Here is a 17,443-nt window from a genome sequence, read left to right as displayed (position 1 = left end):
TTATTCGTTATTTTTAGCCAAAATAATGGGAGTATCATTATTAATGGTCACAATGTAGTAGTCTCTTCCTGCTATAGTTATATTTTTAAGATCTCTTGCCGCCCCGGGAACATTAAAATTCTGTTCGTTAGCCTTTATAAACCCACCTTTTTTATCATTTTGCAAAATTACGCCATGTAAGGCATCCATCCTACCTAATTGAGTGCTAATTTCATGATTATTACCTACAATTAACATATCCTGAAACCCATCTTTGTTGAAATCATCTACTGCTATTGCCTTTATAGATGAGGACTGCGCAATAAGAGGTAATGGTTTCTTTTTAAATGTACCATTACCATTGTTTTCAAAATAGCAGCTAGCCAATTCATAAGCCATCATTTTGCCGGCCTTACTTAACTTGCTGGCAGAAAAAAGATCTTTCATGCTGGCTTTTGCAAAATTCTTATAAGAGAGAAATTCTTTGTTTAAAAAGGGCATCTGCTTTACCAACTCATCCTTGGATGCAAACGGGGTCTCTTTATCTTTATGAAAGTAGGTAACGATAGGATCTACAGTGCCGTTATCATCAAAATCATAGTTGTAGAGTGAAACAGGGTTTTGTTTAGAGGCCTTTAACTTACTATTCAAACCCCAGTTACCACAGACCAGATCGGTGTCTCCGTCATTATCAAAATCTTCGGCAACGATTGTGTTCCACCATCCATGGCTATATTCCAGGCCATTGTTTTTTCGTAATTCAAATTTCCCCTCATTGTTCATAAAAACAGTTACAGGCATCCAATAACCAACGGTTATAATGTCTTTATATCCATTACCGTCGATATCTACCCAAATCAGGTCCTTAACAAGCCCAATATTTTGAAATTCCGCAGCTATTTCTGCAGTTACTTCCACAAAAGCACCTTTGCCGTCATTTTTAAACAAATATTGTTTTGGGATGCCACCAAATGCCAGAGGAAGCTGATCTGAAGCTATTGTAATATCCAAATCCCCGTCGTTATCAAAATCTGAAGCAGTGACAACTGAAGCATTAATTTCGATATTTAGAAATGCCAAAGTATCTTTTTTAAAAGTTCCCTTAGTATTTAAGTAAAGTCGGGGTTGAAGGGGTTTTCCTTTTTTAAATTCGTTTCCCCCGCTCACTACCAATAGATCATCATAATGATCTCCGTTAGCATCAAAAAAGACATGTGACACATCTTCGCTTAATGCATCCGGAAGAAAAACAGCGTCCTGGGTTCTAATAAATTCACCTAAACTATCCTGTAAAAAGAGTGTGGAAGCTTGCCTCTTAGCACCACCAATAAAGAGGTCATCTCTAGAATCCTTATTAACATCACTTACAGAAATGGAAGGGCCTTCATTTGTATTTGCAAATGGTACCAGTGGATCACGATTGAATTCAAGAGTTGTTGGGTCCTGGTGCTTAAAATTGAAGGTATCAGAAGTGTTAACAAGAAAACTTTTTATTTTTACTTGGGGTTTCGCATAAATATTACCACGGGAGAATTGTTCATCGATTAACAGGTTCTGATTAGGTTTAACAGATCTTATTGTTTGGAACTTCCCGTTAGGCCATATTACCTTTATGGAATCTATTAACGTATCCTGGCCAACGCCAAGATGGATTTTATTTGAAACAGCTGATAAATATCCTTTGGTTGCAAAATTTTCCTGTTTCAAAATTCCATTGGAAGTATAAGCCAGCACTTTAGCGCCAATACCAAACCTATTTTTTTTATCCTCATTTAAAGAGATCTCAATGAAATTATTGTCAGTATATTTATCTGAGTTATTTTCAAGAAGATAGGCTTCTTCATTAAGGTTGTTCACAACAAGGTCCAGATCCCCATCATTGTCCAAATCGGCATAAATGCAGCCATTACTGAATGAAGCTTCTTCATGGTACCATTCTTTAGTAACATTTTTAAAAGAAAGATTTTTACCATTCTTAAACAGATAGTTGGCGACTTTTTTTTCAGGTAATTCCTTTATAAAAGCCATATCCGTTTCTGTCATCCCTTCACTTATCCTTTTTTGAATATTCTCATTGGCTATGAAGCTAATAAAATCCATATCATTGGTTGCGCCTTTAATGCCATTGGATATGAACAAATCTTTAAAACCATCGTTATCATAATCTGCGGCAAGGACACCCCAGGACCATTCTGTGGCAGAAATTCCGGATAAGTTTGCTATTTCACTAAAATTTTCAGCGCCGAGGTTCAGGTGCAGGGTATTTTGCATATACTGCGGAGCATATCCATTATTTAAATAGTATTGGTAGGTTGGATATGAATACTCTAATCCAGATGTTTTATAAGTTTCCAAATCTTCCGGAAGCATATCCAAAGAAAGGATATCGGTTAGTCCGTCGTTGTTTAAATCTGCAAGATCGTTACCCATTGAGTAATGCGTAGTATGCCCCAAGCGCCTATTATCTGAGGAAATAAGTTCTTTAAAGGTTCCATCGCCTTGGTTTATATACAAATAATCATTTTCAAAAAAGTCATTGCCTACATAAATATCAGGATATCCATCATTATTTATGTCGCTAACTCCAAGTCCCAAACCATATCCAATTTTACCCTGGAAAATGCCGGCATCTCTTGAAACATCTTTAAACATTCCATCATCATTCCTATAGAGACGATCACCGGAAAGGGAGTCTATTTCTGAACGTTGAGAGCCTTTTCCATAGGTTCTGTTGGGATGTACGGAATGGTTTAAGAGATACATATCCAGATCTCCATCCAGATCATAATCAAGAAATGCTGCCTGTGTTGAGAGGCCACTAAAATCAAGACCATAGGAAGATGCTTCTTCATTAAATTTTGGAATGCCTTTTTCATTCACACCCTTGTTGATAAAGAGCAGGTTTCTGCCCTTCATGCCTTGGTAATTGCTGACTTTGCAAACATAAATGTCAAGTAAACCATCGTGGTTAATATCAACATGCGTAGCCCCGGTGGTCCAGTTTTCCGGATTATTAATATTGGCCACCTTGGTGACATCTTCAAATATTAATCCTCCTTTATTAATGTACAGTTTATCTTCACCCTGATTGGATGTAAAATAAAGATCTATTAACCCATCATTATTGAAATCGGCTGAAACCACACCCGCTCCATTGTAGTAATACAGATAGTTTAGTATATTAAGTTCAGGGGTATCTGTTAGCTGGTTCTTAAAATAAATTCCAGAATGGGCGGAGTCAACTTTGTTAAACAGTTTCTCCTTCTTTTCAGTGCAGGCACTTATTACTAAAAACACGCTTAAAGAAAGTCCTAAAATCCTTTTCATTTATGCTCCATAAATTGGACAGCAAGATAATGAAACTGGCAGAAATAGGTATGTAATACTAGTTAATGTTTACCCTATTAACAGAGTGAAATAATACGTCTTCGGGAGTTAAAAGTGTACTAAGAGTTAAAAACAAAGAGTCTAATAAGTTCGACTCTTTATATTATATTTTAAAGTTTAAATCAGTTCCAAAATAAGGCATAAATAGTAGCGATAATAATCATTGTCGCAAAGGCACCAATATTGAATTTAGCACTGGTATTGAACAGACCTTTTGTAATTGGAATACCTTTTGGATCATCTTTGCCCTTGTTTTGATTAAGACTAACTAAAACTATAACCAACATGGTAAGTAGCGTTGTGTATCCCATCTGGTCCAAGAAAGGCACGTCCACAAAAATAGGACTATCAGACCAACCGCTAGGGGCTACTTTGAAATAAAAAGCTATAGGGATAGATACCAATGCGCCCACTATAGCGGCCCTATTGGTTGTTTTTTTCCAAAATAATCCCAACATAAATACGGCCAAAATGCCCGGACTTACCAATCCTGTCCATTCCTGTATAAACTGGAATGCCTGATCTATTCCTCCCAATAATGGGGCCATTATACAGGCAATAACAAGTGCAACGGCAGCTGAAAGACGACCCACATTCACTGTTTTCTTGTCAGAGGCATTTGTATCAATATATTGCTTATAAATATCCATGGTAAAAATGGTGGATGTAGAATTTAGCATAGATGCCAGGGAAGATACGATGGCAGCTGCCAAAGCCGCAAAAGCAACTCCTTTGAGTCCGGTTGGTAAAAATTGTAATAGCCATGGATACGCTTTATCTGCTTGTTCAAGGGAAGGGAGATTTTGCTGTCCGACTTCTCCAAGGCGATTTAAAATCTCGGCATCATGGATCATTACAAATGCTGCAATGCCTGGTACAACCACAATAACCGGAATAACTATTTTTAAAAAGGCAGCCAGAATTATTCCCTTTTGTGCTTCTCTTAAAGACTTAGCGGCCAATGTTCTCTGAATAATATATTGGTTAAAACCCCAATAATATAAGTTAGCCACCCACAAACCACCTACCAATACTCCTAATCCCGGCAGATTGGCATATTCCGGATTTGACTTATCCAGTATCATGACAAATTTTTCAGGGACAGTTTCGTAAACTATTTTGAGACCTTCTAAAACTCCTTGCCCGTCGGAGACTGTATTTAATGCTAAATACGACGTTACCAAACCTCCAAAGACCAGAAAAATAACCTGAATCACATCTGTCCAGGCAACGGCAGAAAGCCCTCCGTAAAGGGAATATGCTGAAGCGAATAATGACAGCCCAATTACACCATAAACCATAGGAATCCCCATTATTGTTTCCAATGCAAGTGAACCTAAGTACAAAACAGAAGCCAGGTTTACAAAAACGTAAAGTGCAATCCAAAATACAGCTAAAATAGTTTTTAGAGTAGTGGAATAGCGTTGCTCTACAAACTCAGGGATCGTATAAAGACCTTTTTCAATAAAAATTGGCAGGAAAAATTTACCTACGATAAGTAAAGTGATTGCAGCCATCCATTCATAAGATGCTATGGCTAATCCTACTGCAAATCCTGAACCGGACATCCCGATAAATTGCTCGGCTGAAATATTGGCTGCGATCAGGGAGGCTCCAATGGCCCACCAGGGTAATGATTTACTAGCAAGGAAATAATCTTCGGCATTTTTTTGATGCCCTTTTTTATCTCTGGACACCCACAAGCCTACTCCTAAAATTAAGAAGGCATATGCGACAAAAATAAAATAATCCCAAAACCCGAAAGATGATGCCATAATTAGTTTGGTTGGTTGTTTAATAAATGCTAGTTGCTCAATTTGGATAAAATTCTCCTGTAATTAAAAAATTGACATGAATATTATTGGCTTTTAACTTTATGTCTAGAGGTATTGATTGACTATATTTTCAAACAATTCCTGTTTACCACTCTGTAATTCCAATTCTCCATTTGATTTTGCAATGTCATAAAGATCTTTCAGATCTAATTTCCCGAGTTCATAATCCTTCCCTTTGCCTGAATCATAAGATTGGTAACGCTTTTTTCTCAGGTCATTATAAGGCGAAGAAGTCATAATCTTATCGGCAATAAGCAATGCCCTGGCAAAAGTGTCTGCACCACCAATATGAGCATGGAATACATCATCCAGATCGGTAGAATTTCGTCTTATTTTGGCGTCAAAATTTATTCCACCACCCTGCAAACCTCCTGCTTTCAAGAATGTGAGCATGGCTTCAGTTACTTCAGTAATATTATTAGGAAATTGATCTGTGTCCCAGCCGTTCTGATAATCACCACGATTTGCATCAATACTTCCCAGCATACCATGAGCGACGGCAACTTCCATTTCGTGTTGCATAGTGTGACTTGCCAGGGTGGCATGATTGACTTCAAGATTCAGTTTAAAATCGTCTTGTAATCCGTACTGATGTAGAAATCCAACAACTGTCGCGGCATCAAAGTCATATTGATGCTTCATAGGTTCCATGGGCTTTGGTTCTATAAAGAAGGTTCCCTTGAAACCCTGTTGTCTGGCATAATCTCTTGCTGTTGCTAAAAATCGACCCATATGGTCCAATTCTCGTTTCATGTCTGTATTTAATAAAGACATGTAACCTTCACGACCTCCCCAAAAGACATAATTTTCGCCATCGAGTGCCATGGTGGCATCCAGAGCTAATTTTATCTGGCCTCCGGCCCTTGCTAATACGTTAAAATCCGGATTAGTAGAGGCGCCATTCATATATCTCGGGTTAGAAAAACAATTGGCCGTACCCCATAAAAGTTTTACTCCCGAAGCTGCTTTTTTCTCTTTAATATAGTCGACAATGACTGAAAGTCTCTTTTCAGATTCTGAAAATGAGTCACCTTCTCTTACCAGATCAAAATCATGGAAGCAGAAATAGTCAAATCCCATTTTTGTAATAAACTCAAAGGCTGCATCGGCCTTAGCTTTTGCTGCATCTATAGGATCGCTAAAATTATCCCAGGGAAAATTTTGTGTACCTGGTCCAAAGGGATCGGCCCCTGTGCCACAAAAGGTATGCCAGTAGGCCACTGCAAATCGTAGATGGTCTCGCATGGTTTTACCCGCTACAAGTTGTTCCGGATTATAGAATTTAAATGCCAGCGGGTTATCAGATTCTCTGCCTTCAAAGAGTATGTCGCCAATTCCTTTATAGTATTCCTTGTTTCCAATGAGTGCCATATTAATTGTTTTTTAATGTTATTTCCAGTTCGTTTTTCCAAAGCTCGTAGGCCATTTTATATTCCTTTTTATCAGAAGTGGGTGAATAACTCATAATATAATCATTATCCATAATTTGTTTTCCGAATGCTGCATAATTTCCATCATTTAGCTGACAGGCTCTGGCGGCACCTATAGCACCGGTAGTATTATATATTTCAATATCCTGTTCGATTAAGGTGGCTATGGTATTGGAAAAAATGGGCGACCTGAATAAATTATCATTACCAGCCCTTATTACCTTTGCCTTTATACCATCTGTTTTAAGTATTTCCATTCCATAAACAAAAGAAAAAGCAATCCCTTCAAGAGCAGCTCTGCAAAGATGAGCCTTCGTATGAATATTTAAGTTTACATTCTTTATTTGAGCTCCTAAATTTTTGTTCTCTAACATTCGCTCTGGGCCATTGCCGAAAGGTAAAATAATAACTCCTTGCGCACCAATGGATACCTGAGCTGCCAGCTCATTCATTTCCTGATAGGATGAAACCTTTAAGTTATTTAATAACCATCTGTACATTATTCCGGCGCCATTGATACATAATAATTTTCCTATACGCCTGCTCTTAGACGAATAGTTAACATGGGCAAAATTATTAACACGCGAACTTTCTTTCACAGACAGGTTATCAGTGATAGCATAAACAACGCCTGATGTACCGCCTGTGGCTGCAACTTCACCCGGATTAAATACGTTTAGCGAGAGGGCATTATTAGGTTGATCTCCGGCGCGGTAAAGAATAGGAGTGCCTTCTGCGAGGCCAGTTTCCTTAGCTCCTTTAGACGTGATATGACCCTGGTCTGAAAATGTAGCTATAATTTCAGGGATTAGCTCTATGTCTATTCCATAGTAATCTATAAGCCAATTCGCAATTTTCTCTTCCTCAAAATCCCAGAATATACCTTCTGAAAGTCCCGAAATAGTAGTATTAATTTTACCGCTTAATTTGTAGGCAATATAGTCACCGGGAAGCATGGCTTTATGGGTTTTACTATAAAGATCCGGTTCGTTTTCTTTTACCCACTTTAATTTGGATGCCGTAAAGTTAGCCGGTGAATTCAATAATTTAGCGGCACATCGGTCGTGGCCAAGGTCATCAAATGCGTTATTGCCTATGTCAACCGCCCTGCCATCACACCAGATAATGGAATTTCTAAGAGGAGCACCGTGTTCATCAACAATAACAAGTCCGTGCATTTGATAAGAAATGCCGACACCTGTTATTTCATTAGGCTGAACTTTAGTTTCTTTAAGTAGTTGTTTTGTAGCCTTGCATACATGTGTCCACCAATCATCAGGATCCTGTTCTGCCCAACCTATGTTGGGAGAGTGCATACTCATTTCCTTTTTAGGTTCACTTATTAGGGCCAGGCTTTTACCTGTAGACATTTCTACCAAGGCTGCTTTTATTGAAGAACTTCCAAGGTCATAGCCTATAGTGTACATGCTTTGTAATTGGTTTTTGAATAGGTAAGATATTGTTTTTATGGCTATATGACAAGGCATTAAAAATAAAAAACCCTGATCAAATAGATCAGGGTTTTTTATTTAAATAAATTTAAATAAACTTCTTAATATCCTGGATTCTGAACCAGATTAGGGTTAAGAATAATCTGAGTTGCAGGAATAGGAAATAATTCACGATCTGCATTACCAATAGCGGCTGGGTCTTTAAATTCCCAGTCACGGGTATATTGACCAAATCTGATTAAATCATTACGTCTCCAAAACTCTATATAAAGTTCTCTACCTCTTTCATCTATCAAATTTTGCTCTGATACACTTCCTAATGGCGTGGCACCACGTAAAACACGTAGTACGTTAACCATTGCAGTTGGATCGCCTCCGCTTCTAAGCATGGCCTCTGCTTTCATTAAATGTGCATCTGAATATCTGAAGAAGATTTCATGTGATGTGAAACCGCCATATCTAGGGTTGTACTTAAGTACTCTTATCCCTGTTACTTCATCATTATCAAGAAGGTTCGGTTGGCCGTCAACTGCACTAATAAATTCTCTTGAAAAGTTCAAAGGTGCGCCACCTCTCTCTGTTAGAGCAGAACCAGTTGGGCCATATTGTTGTCCTTTAAGGAAACCAAAACCAATATGCGTACCATCTGAGATTCCGTCACTATCCGAATCAGTCGTTCCATCTTCGCCAGCCGGTGCTCCTTGAAGTGGAACACCACCTCTTCTTTCTTCCTGGCCTCCTCCTACAACATTACTTTCAGGACCTTCAAATAGATCATAGAATTCTGAAAGGGTTGAAAAACCATTCCATCCACCCGATTGTTCTGGTGTAACAAGGTTATAGTGCAAGCCATTCCAGATCCTGTTACCAACACCGGTATTTATCCACCATATGGTTTCATTATCTGCTGTTTCTCTAAATATATCAAAATAACCGGATTGCAGTGCGTAACCATCGGCAGCAATTAGATCCACCAAGGTAATCACTCTGGCCATATCAGAAGCATCTGCGCTTCCAGATCCGTTGAAAATATGTCTGTTCAAATGAACCTTAGCCAATAGATATCTGGCTGCGGCCTTAGAAACATTTACGTTTTCTGCGCCTGAAGGTCCTGTAGCGGGAAGTCCTGAAATAGCGGCTTCCAAATCGGAGACTATAAGAGATATAGCTTCTTCACCAGTTAAAACCGCAGGATCATCTAATGGTGGAGCCTCAGTATCCCTGATAGGCACCTGGCCAAAATTGTCTAAGATGACATATACCGCTAAAGCCCTAAAGAAAGATGCAGCCGCTCTTGAATCTGGCGAAGATGCAGACCTGCTGTCTAATACTTCACTGGCTACCAGTTGAAGCTCATTCCATTGATTCCAAACATTTGTAATATACGAATGATCAGGAGTCCACGAATGCTGATGTAATTGTCTCCATATTCCATTATCACCCCAGTCAGATCCTCTTGTTGGAACTAACATTTCATCTGTTGTAACTTCACTAAGTGCATAAAGGTTAGCCTGGTCACCAATGTATCCGTTTATGGAATTATACATTGCAGAAACCTGACTTGCTGCTTCTTCGGCAGTTGCAATACCCTCAAAATTAGGGGCAAGCAAAGAATCTGTCGCTTCGATTTCCAGATCGGTACATGAGAAGAACAAGGCCAATGCTGGTAACGAAAACATCAAAATTTTTGATCGTGTTTTTAAATAATTAATCATTGCAGTTTTTTTTAAAATTAAAATTTAGCGTTTATTCCTAAAGTCACTGTCAGTGGTCTTGGGAATGCGGTATAATCTATTCCCTGACTTGGAATACCACTTCCAAAACCATCGCCTGTATTGGCCGTAACTTCTGGATCCAGACCACTATAGCCAGTAAACAGTAACAAATTCTGTCCTGTTAATGAGAACCTTAAATTCTTAAACGTTCCATCCTTAAGAGGCACATTATAGCCAACCGTTGCGTTTTGTAAACGTACAAAATCTCCTTTTTCTAAATATAGGGTAGACACTTCCTGAGAAACCAGGTTAAAACCATCAGGATCTGTGTTTCTGGAAGTTAAAAAGGTAGGCCTGTTTAAGAAGGCATTTCTTGTGTTGTTATAAACCGAGAATCCAAATTGACCGGCAAAGAAGATATTGGCGTCCCAATTGCCTGCGTTTAAATTAAGGGTAAGTCCCGAAAGAACATCAGGAACAGCATCCTCACCGACAAAACTTTTTTCGTCTGCACTAAAGTTAGGATTTCCACTGGCATCCTCAGAATATGTTGCCATATAGTAAGAGAAAATCGACATTCCTTCTCCCAGGCGCTGAGCAAAAGCTCCCGTAAGTCCCGGACCATTAATTTCTCCGAAATCTGCCGTTGTACCTTCTAAACCATTAACCTTATTGTCGTTATAGGAGATATTAAATGCTCCTGAAAAAGTCATTTTATCATTTTGGATAAAATCATAGGCAACGGCCAATTCAACCCCCTGGTTAACTAGCTTACCATTTGCAAGGTTCTTAAAGACAAAAGGATCAAAAGCCGGTGCAGCTGCTGCTTGTCTGAACAAGAGATCTTTAGTACTCTTTTTATAGAAGTCGAGTGAGCCGGTAAAGCGATCAAGGCCGAAACCAAAATCAACTCCAACATTAAAATCAGTTGTCTCTTCCCACTTTAAATCAGGATTTTGAACAGCAACAGTTTCAAGCCCCGGTCTGTTTACAGTGCCATCGTCTGCAATGGTTGGGTCAGCAAAACGCTGTCTTTTGACAAACTGACCATATGTTAAACCATCCTGGTTACCCGTGATACCTGCACTTAATCTTAGTTTTAAAGTAGAAAAAGCAGGACCAATGAACTCTTCTTCATTAACTTTCCACGCAAAAGCACCAGACGGGAAATAACCATATTGGTTGTCCGGCGCAAATTTAGATGAACCATCCGCTCTAAAGGTTGCAGTAAATAAGTATTTGTTATGCAGGTTTACATTTGCCCTTGCAAAGTATGATTGTAATTCATCAGTATTGTTGAAGTTGTTTACCCAGACAGAGGTAAATTGTCTGCCCTGAACATTGTTAAGCACTCCGGTATCATTGAATGGGTTAAGAGTGTTTACAAAAGTATTATTGTTAACATCAAAACCAAATTGTTGGTATGGGCCTGCAATGGTGCTAGCTGCATTGTTTATGTCTTGTCTTAAGTTCTTACCCATTTGGTCCAGACCAGTTTCGGGTGTACCCCATCCCTGAGAATTGAATCCTTGTCTTTGAAAATCCTGATAGGTAAAACCTATAATCGCATCTAAAGAAACGTTGGACCAATCTCTTTGCCAATTAAGGGTTGCTTCAAGTAATTTACTTGTCGCTCGCAATTCATTGAACGAGGCCTGTCCCTGACCACTCACCCTGTTCTGATTTGTAACTAAAGGTGAAATAGTTGCGCTTGCTGTAGCATCAGAGTCATCATAACCCAAAGCTATCTTTGCTCTCAATTCATTATCATCATCATCAATAATGTCATAAGAAGTAGCAAAGTTGACCAAAAACCTGTCTGTATTGGTTTTTTGTTGGTAATATTTCAAAAGGTTAGCGGGGTTTAAGAGGTTACCCGGAATAACAAACGATGGATCGTTGGGCCATGTTGGGTTTGCAGAATATGTTGCTCCAATTAGGTTACCACTGGCACCTGATCCACCACTAATTTGCGGAGCCAAATCATTGACACGGGCAATGGAGGCTTGTAAATCAAATTTTAGTCTGTCATCCAAAAAGCGTTGATTGACATTAACTCTACCTGTTATTCTTTCTTGAGAAGAACCTTGGATAACTCCAAACTGTTTTCCATAAGAAAAAGTACCTCTTACATTACCACTACCGTAATTATTGGAATAGGATAAATTGGTAACAGGAGAAGCCACAGTTCTTAAAACTACCTTCTGCCAGTCTGTATTATATCCTTCATCTATATCATCCGCAATTGTTTGACCGCGTTCTGCGGCGGTTTGTGCAAGAAAAGTGGGTGCATCATAAAGGTCAAAATTCTCTCTGGGTGTTGAAATACTCACGGTTTGATTTATTTCCCAGACACCACCTGTAGCAGTTTTACCACTTTTTGTGGTTACAATTACAACCCCGTTTGCTCCCCTTGATCCATAAATGGCTGTTGCAGAGGCATCTTTTAAGATAGAGATACTTTCAATATCTTGAGGGTTTATAAAGTTTAATGGGTTTCTGGAAGCATTCTCACCACCGGTAATATCTCCACCACCAGGAGTAGTAGATTCTGATGATAACGGAACACCATCCACAACGAAAAGCGGACTATTGTTGGAACGGATAGAATTAGCACCCCTGATCCTAATATTTACTCCAGCACCTGGTTCACCACTGGACTGAGTGATCTGAACCCCGGCAGTCTTACCCTGGATCAATTGCTCAGGAGAAGCAATAATACCCGAATTAAAGTCTTCAGAATTAATTGCTGAGACAGCACCTGTTGCATCTTTCACTGTAGTAGTACCATAACCGATAATTACTACTTCATCTAATGCCTGTGCATCTTCTTCCAAAACTACATTAACAGTAGTTCTTCCATTTAATGCGACTTCTTGAGTACTGTAACCAATATAACTAACAACCAGTGTGGCATCGCTTTCCACATTGTTTATTGTATAATTACCATCAAAGTCTGTCTGCGTACCGTTGGTAGTTCCTTTTACAACAACACTGGCCCCTGGTAAAGGACCATTTGCATCGGTAACTGTACCTGATACTTCTTGCGCTTTTGCAAGTCCGAAGCTTAAAATAGCTCCAACCAATAAAAAGCTCTTTAGTAGCGTAATCTTCATAAAAAGTTAATTTTGAGTTTAGTTAATTATTTGTACCAAAGGTTAAACCTATGTAAAAAATATGTAAATATCTTTCTCTCAGCAACACTTATTAACAACGAAAACGGTTTCGTGTTAATAACTTTTGTTATCTGTGAGTCCGATAAAATAGAGTTGGCAAAATTATTTTATTCCTATTTTTTTGGTTCGATCTTTGTTAAAAACGAGACAAATATAATATTTTTTTTATTTTACTTGCCCATAAAGATACTAGTTTATGTGGTTAAGGATATTTTTATGTGTTAAAAAATAGAATATATTTTTAGGATGGTTAATTTTAAGTACTTTAACATTTGGACATTTTAATCTTTAAGATTTGAAAAAAAAGATTACCCTTAAACAAATTGCAAGAGAATTGGAAGTGTCCATTTCAACAGTATCAAAGGCACTAAAAAACAATCGAGAAATAAGCAAAGACACAACGGAAAAGATTCAGGCCTTTGCTAAACTTTACCACTACAAGCCTAACAATATTGCCATTAGCCTTAAAAATAGGCGCACCAAAAATATCGGGGTAATCATACCCGATATAGTTCATCATTTTTTTACCACAGTTTTTAGAGGAATAGAAAAATTTGCGGATACCAGAGGATATAATGTTATTGCATGTGTATCGGATGAATCATTCGAGAAGGAAGTTATAAATATGGAGTTATTGGCAAATGGTAGTATTGACGGTTTCATTATGGCCTTATCTGCAGAAACACAGCAACAAAATGATTTCAATCATTTGAAGGAAATAATTGAACAGGGTATGCCCCTGGTCCTTTTTGACAGGGTTACAGATGAGGTGATTTGTGACAAGGTAGTTATTAACGACTTTGAAGCTTCTTATATGGCGGTAAAAAAACTTATAGATAATGGCAGAAAACGTATAGCATTAGTTACAACCGAAAGTTATTTGAATGTAAGCGAAAAAAGAGCTCAGGGTTATTACAAGGCTCTAAAAGACAACAAGCTGGAGCTGGATGAAAGTTTAATTTTGCGTTTGCCATATCAATTCGAGGATGAAACAAAGAGCGAAGCCTTCTTTGCAGCAAATAAGAATAAGATGGATGCAGTCTTATGTGTTAATGAAATTTTTGCGGTTAGATCTATGAGAATCGCGCAGAAAAATGGAATAAGAATCCCTGGGGATGTAGCCTTTATTGGTTTTACCGATGGTATTCTGTCTAAACTGGCTACGCCTGCACTTACATCGGTTGCCCAACATGGAGAAAGAATGGGTGAAATTGCTGCCAGAATGCTTATTGAGAAGATAGAAAGAGATGATGATAAGGATTTAGAAGAAGAAACTTTTAGAACTGAAGTTATAGAAGCTACGCTGATTGAAAGAGAATCAACAATTAATTAATTACACATGCAATAAAATGAAGAAAACCGGATTTATATTCGATTTAGACGGAGTAATTGTTGATACTGCGAAATACCATTATCTGGCCTGGAAAAATCTGGCCGATGAACTGGGGATTGATTTTACTGAAGATGACAATGAGAAATTCAAAGGAGTTAGCCGTAAAAGATGTCTGGAACTTTTATTGGAAATGGGGAATATTTCTGTTTCCAAAGAACAGTTTGATGCATGGTTGGAAGATAAAAATGAGGACTATCTGAAATATATTTCCAATATGGATGAAAGTGAAATACTTCCCGATGTGACTAAAGTCTTGGGATACCTTAAAGATAAAGGAATTCCAATGGCGCTTGGTTCTGCAAGTAAAAATGCTGTTTCAATTTTGAAAAAGGTTGAGTTGATGCCCTATTTTGATGCTATTGTAGATGGTACTCAGGTAAACAAAGCTAAACCCGATCCGGAGGTTTTTTTGATAGCCGCAAAAAAATTAGGTGTAGAACCAGTAAACTGCGTGGTTTTTGAGGATGCACTAGCCGGAATAGAGGCTGCCAATACAGCCGGCATGGAGAGCATAGGAATTGGAGATGTGAAAATTTTGTCTGATGCCGACCACGGTTTTAATAACTTCACTGAAATAGATCTTGGGTTTTTAAATGACCTAATTTTATTACTAAAGAGTAAAAATTAAGGTATTTACCCTGCAAATTATACTTATTTGCCTATTTTAATCAATTCTTAGAAAACGATTTTAACGCAATACAATATGAATAAAGAATATATTACGGCAGATGAATGGTCTGTAATTGAAGAAGGATTTAATAAGGAGAACGTAAAATCTTCTGAGAGCCTCTTTAGCATAGGAAATGGTGCCATGGGACAGCGAGCAAATTTTGAGGAACAATACTCAGGCCCCACTTTCCAGGGGAGCTATATTGCCGGAGTGTACTACCCGGATAAAACAAGGGTAGGTTGGTGGAAGAATGGTTACCCGGAATATTTTGCCAAAGTCTTAAATGCGCCTAACTGGATTGGGATCAACGTGTTTGTTGATAATGAACCTTTAGATCTTAATACTTGCACTAATGTTAGCGGTTTCAGGCGAGAACTCAATATGAAGGAGGGTTGGTATAAAAGAAACTTCACTGCTACTTTACCCAATGCTATTGAGATAGATGTTGAAGTAGTTCGGTTTTTGAGCCTGGAGTTTGATGAAGTAGGGGCCATAAAGTATAAAATTATACCAGTAAATAGAAATGCGTCTATTCGCTTTGTTCCATATTTAGATAATGGTATTACCAATGAAGACAGCAATTGGGACGACAAATTCTGGAACGTCACTAAAGTGAATTCAGAAGGGAAACAGGCCTTTATTGAAGCGCATACCATGAAAACTCATTTTGAGATTTGTACTTTTATGGAATGCCAGTTAACTGCTAATGGCTCTGAAGTACCTGTTGATGTTTCCGAAGAAATCAAAGAATTATGGGTTGGACATGAATATATTCTTTCGGCAAAACAAGGTGAAGAAATCTCTTTTTATAAATATGGAGGTTATACCGTTTCCAGAGATCACGAGCCAGATGAATTGGTGAATGCTGCAAAAAAGACTCTTAAATCTGCTACTTCCATTGGTTTCGATAAATTATTGGAAAAACAAATAGCCACCTGGGCTAAAATTTGGGAGATGAGCGACATAAGTATTCAGGGTGATGTAAAAGCTCAGCAGGGCATTAGATTTAATATATTTCACTTAAATCAAACTTATTTGGGCACGGATTCCAGACTAAATATTGGCCCAAAAGGATTTACCGGAGAGAAGTATGGAGGCAGTACCTATTGGGATACTGAGGCCTATTGTATTCCTTTTTATATGGCGACCAAAGATCACCTCGTTGCCAGGAATCTGCTACAGTATAGATATAATCACCTGGAAAAGGCCATTGAGAATGCCCAGAAATTAGGTTTTGTTAACGGAGCAGCCTTATACCCTATGGTAACAATGAACGGGGAAGAATGCCATAATGAATGGGAGATTACTTTTGAAGAGATACACCGTAATGGAGCCATTGCATTTGCCATATACAACTATAACCGATTTACAGGAGACTATTCATATATTCCTGAAATGGGTCTCGAAGTACTAATAGGTATTTCTCGTTTCTGGGGTCAAAGGGCTACATTTTCCAATGACAAAAACAATTTTGTGATACTTGGGGTGACCGGGCCCAACGAATACGAAAACAACGTAAATAATAATTGGTACACGAATTACCTTGCAAAATGGTGTATGGAATATACGCTGGAACAGTTGCAAAAGGTAAAAGAAGGGTATAAAGAAGACTACACCAGGATCATTGGACGTACTTCACTATCTGAGGCCGAGACTGATAAGTGGGAAGAAATTTCAAAAAATTTATACTTCCCTTATTCAGAGGATTTACAAATTTACCTGCAGCAAGATGGATTTCTGGACAAAGAACTTATCACAGTCGAAGATCTGGATGTTTCCCACAGACCAATTAATCAAAAATGGAGTTGGGACAGGATTTTGCGTTCACCCTACATAAAACAAGCAGATACCTTACAGGGATTTTATTTGTTTGAAGACAATTTCAGCATGGAAGAACTTGAAAGGCATTTCGATTTTTATGAACCATTTACTGTCCATGAATCGTCCTTATCGCCTTGCGTACATAGCATTCAGGCTGCCAAATTAGGCAGGATGGAGCAGGCATATAAGTTTTATTTACGTACTTCAAGACTGGATCTGGATGATTATAACAAAGAGGTTGAAGAAGGTTTACATATCACTTCGATGGCAGGAACTTGGATGAGTATCGTAGAGGGATTTGGAGGTATGCGAATGAAAGATGATAAACTTTCTTTTGCACCTAAAATTCCAAAACAATGGAATTCGTATTCATTTAAAGTAAATTTCAGAAACCGCATCATTAAGGTTAATGTCACAGAACATCAGACAAGTTTTGAATACGACGGGACGGCTGAGATGACTATACGGGTAAATGACAAAAGGGTTCTGTTAAAACCATCTCAGGAAACTATTGAACTCAATACCTAAAAGATCCGGTTTGATCTTTTTTACCTTATTGAATCATTTTACTCAGATTGTATATGAC

The 17,443-nt window shown here is 38.2% G+C and carries 9 protein-coding genes; 3 read left to right on the top strand and 6 right to left on the bottom strand.

Going from position 1 to position 17,443, the window contains the following annotated elements; genetic code table 11:
• The 6 genes from ABJH90_RS12415 to ABJH90_RS12390 all read right to left on the bottom strand — a co-directional run bounded on the left by ABJH90_RS12415 (position 1) and on the right by ABJH90_RS12390 (position 12,913).
• Positions 1-3,306, bottom strand: coding sequence for a VCBS repeat-containing protein (locus ABJH90_RS12415; protein ID WP_348141621.1), 3,306 nt, complete (start codon positions 3,304-3,306; stop codon positions 1-3).
• A gap of 182 nt (positions 3,307-3,488) precedes the next feature.
• Positions 3,489-5,141: a sodium/sugar symporter gene (locus tag ABJH90_RS12410; protein WP_348141622.1), complete on the bottom strand. Its 1,653-nt coding sequence runs from the start codon at positions 5,139-5,141 to the stop codon at positions 3,489-3,491.
• A gap of 105 nt (positions 5,142-5,246) precedes the next feature.
• Positions 5,247-6,572: a xylose isomerase gene (gene xylA, locus ABJH90_RS12405; protein WP_348141623.1), complete on the bottom strand. Its 1,326-nt coding sequence runs from the start codon at positions 6,570-6,572 to the stop codon at positions 5,247-5,249.
• A 1-nt stretch (position 6,573) separates the two neighbouring features.
• On the bottom strand, positions 6,574-8,058 hold the full coding sequence (locus ABJH90_RS12400; protein ID WP_348141624.1) for an FGGY family carbohydrate kinase: 1,485 nt from the start codon (positions 8,056-8,058) through the stop codon (positions 6,574-6,576).
• Between the two features lie 125 nt (positions 8,059-8,183).
• Positions 8,184-9,761 carry a RagB/SusD family nutrient uptake outer membrane protein gene (locus ABJH90_RS12395; protein WP_348141625.1) on the bottom strand — a complete coding sequence of 526 codons (1,578 nt, stop codon included), beginning with the start codon at positions 9,759-9,761 and terminating at the stop codon, positions 8,184-8,186.
• A 53-nt stretch (positions 9,762-9,814) separates the two neighbouring features.
• Positions 9,815-12,913, bottom strand: coding sequence for a SusC/RagA family TonB-linked outer membrane protein (locus ABJH90_RS12390; protein ID WP_348141626.1), 3,099 nt, complete (start codon positions 12,911-12,913; stop codon positions 9,815-9,817).
• A gap of 355 nt (positions 12,914-13,268) precedes the next feature.
• Here ABJH90_RS12390 and ABJH90_RS12385 point away from each other — a divergent pair, with 355 nt between their 5' ends.
• From ABJH90_RS12385 to ABJH90_RS12375, 3 genes are all read left to right on the top strand, one after another.
• Complete coding sequence (locus ABJH90_RS12385; RefSeq protein ID WP_348141627.1) at positions 13,269-14,306, top strand: LacI family DNA-binding transcriptional regulator; 1,038 nt, start codon at positions 13,269-13,271, stop codon at positions 14,304-14,306.
• A gap of 16 nt (positions 14,307-14,322) precedes the next feature.
• On the top strand, positions 14,323-14,994 hold the full coding sequence (pgmB, locus tag ABJH90_RS12380) for a beta-phosphoglucomutase (protein WP_348141628.1): 672 nt from the start codon (positions 14,323-14,325) through the stop codon (positions 14,992-14,994).
• A 75-nt stretch (positions 14,995-15,069) separates the two neighbouring features.
• On the top strand, positions 15,070-17,385 hold the full coding sequence (locus tag ABJH90_RS12375; protein ID WP_348141629.1) for a glycoside hydrolase family 65 protein: 2,316 nt from the start codon (positions 15,070-15,072) through the stop codon (positions 17,383-17,385).
• Positions 17,386-17,443 lie beyond the last annotated feature (58 nt).

The sequence above is a fragment of the Eudoraea sp. genome (assembly GCF_039969275.1).
In the GTDB taxonomy this organism is placed as follows: Bacteria; Bacteroidota; Bacteroidia; order Flavobacteriales; family Flavobacteriaceae; genus Eudoraea.
This window is presented reverse-complemented; position numbering and strand designations above follow the sequence as displayed.

Bases quoted from the DNA above. Each gene is read 5' to 3' on its own strand.
- ABJH90_RS12395 (WP_348141625.1), bottom strand. From the start codon at position 9,761: ATGTTTTCGTTACCAGCATTGGCCTTGTTCTTCTCATGTACCGATCTG.
- ABJH90_RS12390 (WP_348141626.1), bottom strand. From the start codon at position 12,913: ATGAAGATTACGCTACTAAAGAGCTTTTTATTGGTTGGAGCTATTTTA.
- pgmB (WP_348141628.1), top strand. From the start codon at position 14,323: ATGAAGAAAACCGGATTTATATTCGATTTAGACGGAGTAATTGTTGAT.
- ABJH90_RS12410 (WP_348141622.1), bottom strand. From the start codon at position 5,141: ATGGCATCATCTTTCGGGTTTTGGGATTATTTTATTTTTGTCGCATAT.
- ABJH90_RS12400 (WP_348141624.1), bottom strand. From the start codon at position 8,058: ATGTACACTATAGGCTATGACCTTGGAAGTTCTTCAATAAAAGCAGCC.
- xylA (WP_348141623.1), bottom strand. From the start codon at position 6,572: ATGGCACTCATTGGAAACAAGGAATACTATAAAGGAATTGGCGACATA.
- ABJH90_RS12375 (WP_348141629.1), top strand. From the start codon at position 15,070: ATGAATAAAGAATATATTACGGCAGATGAATGGTCTGTAATTGAAGAA.
- ABJH90_RS12415 (WP_348141621.1), bottom strand. From the start codon at position 3,306: ATGAAAAGGATTTTAGGACTTTCTTTAAGCGTGTTTTTAGTAATAAGT.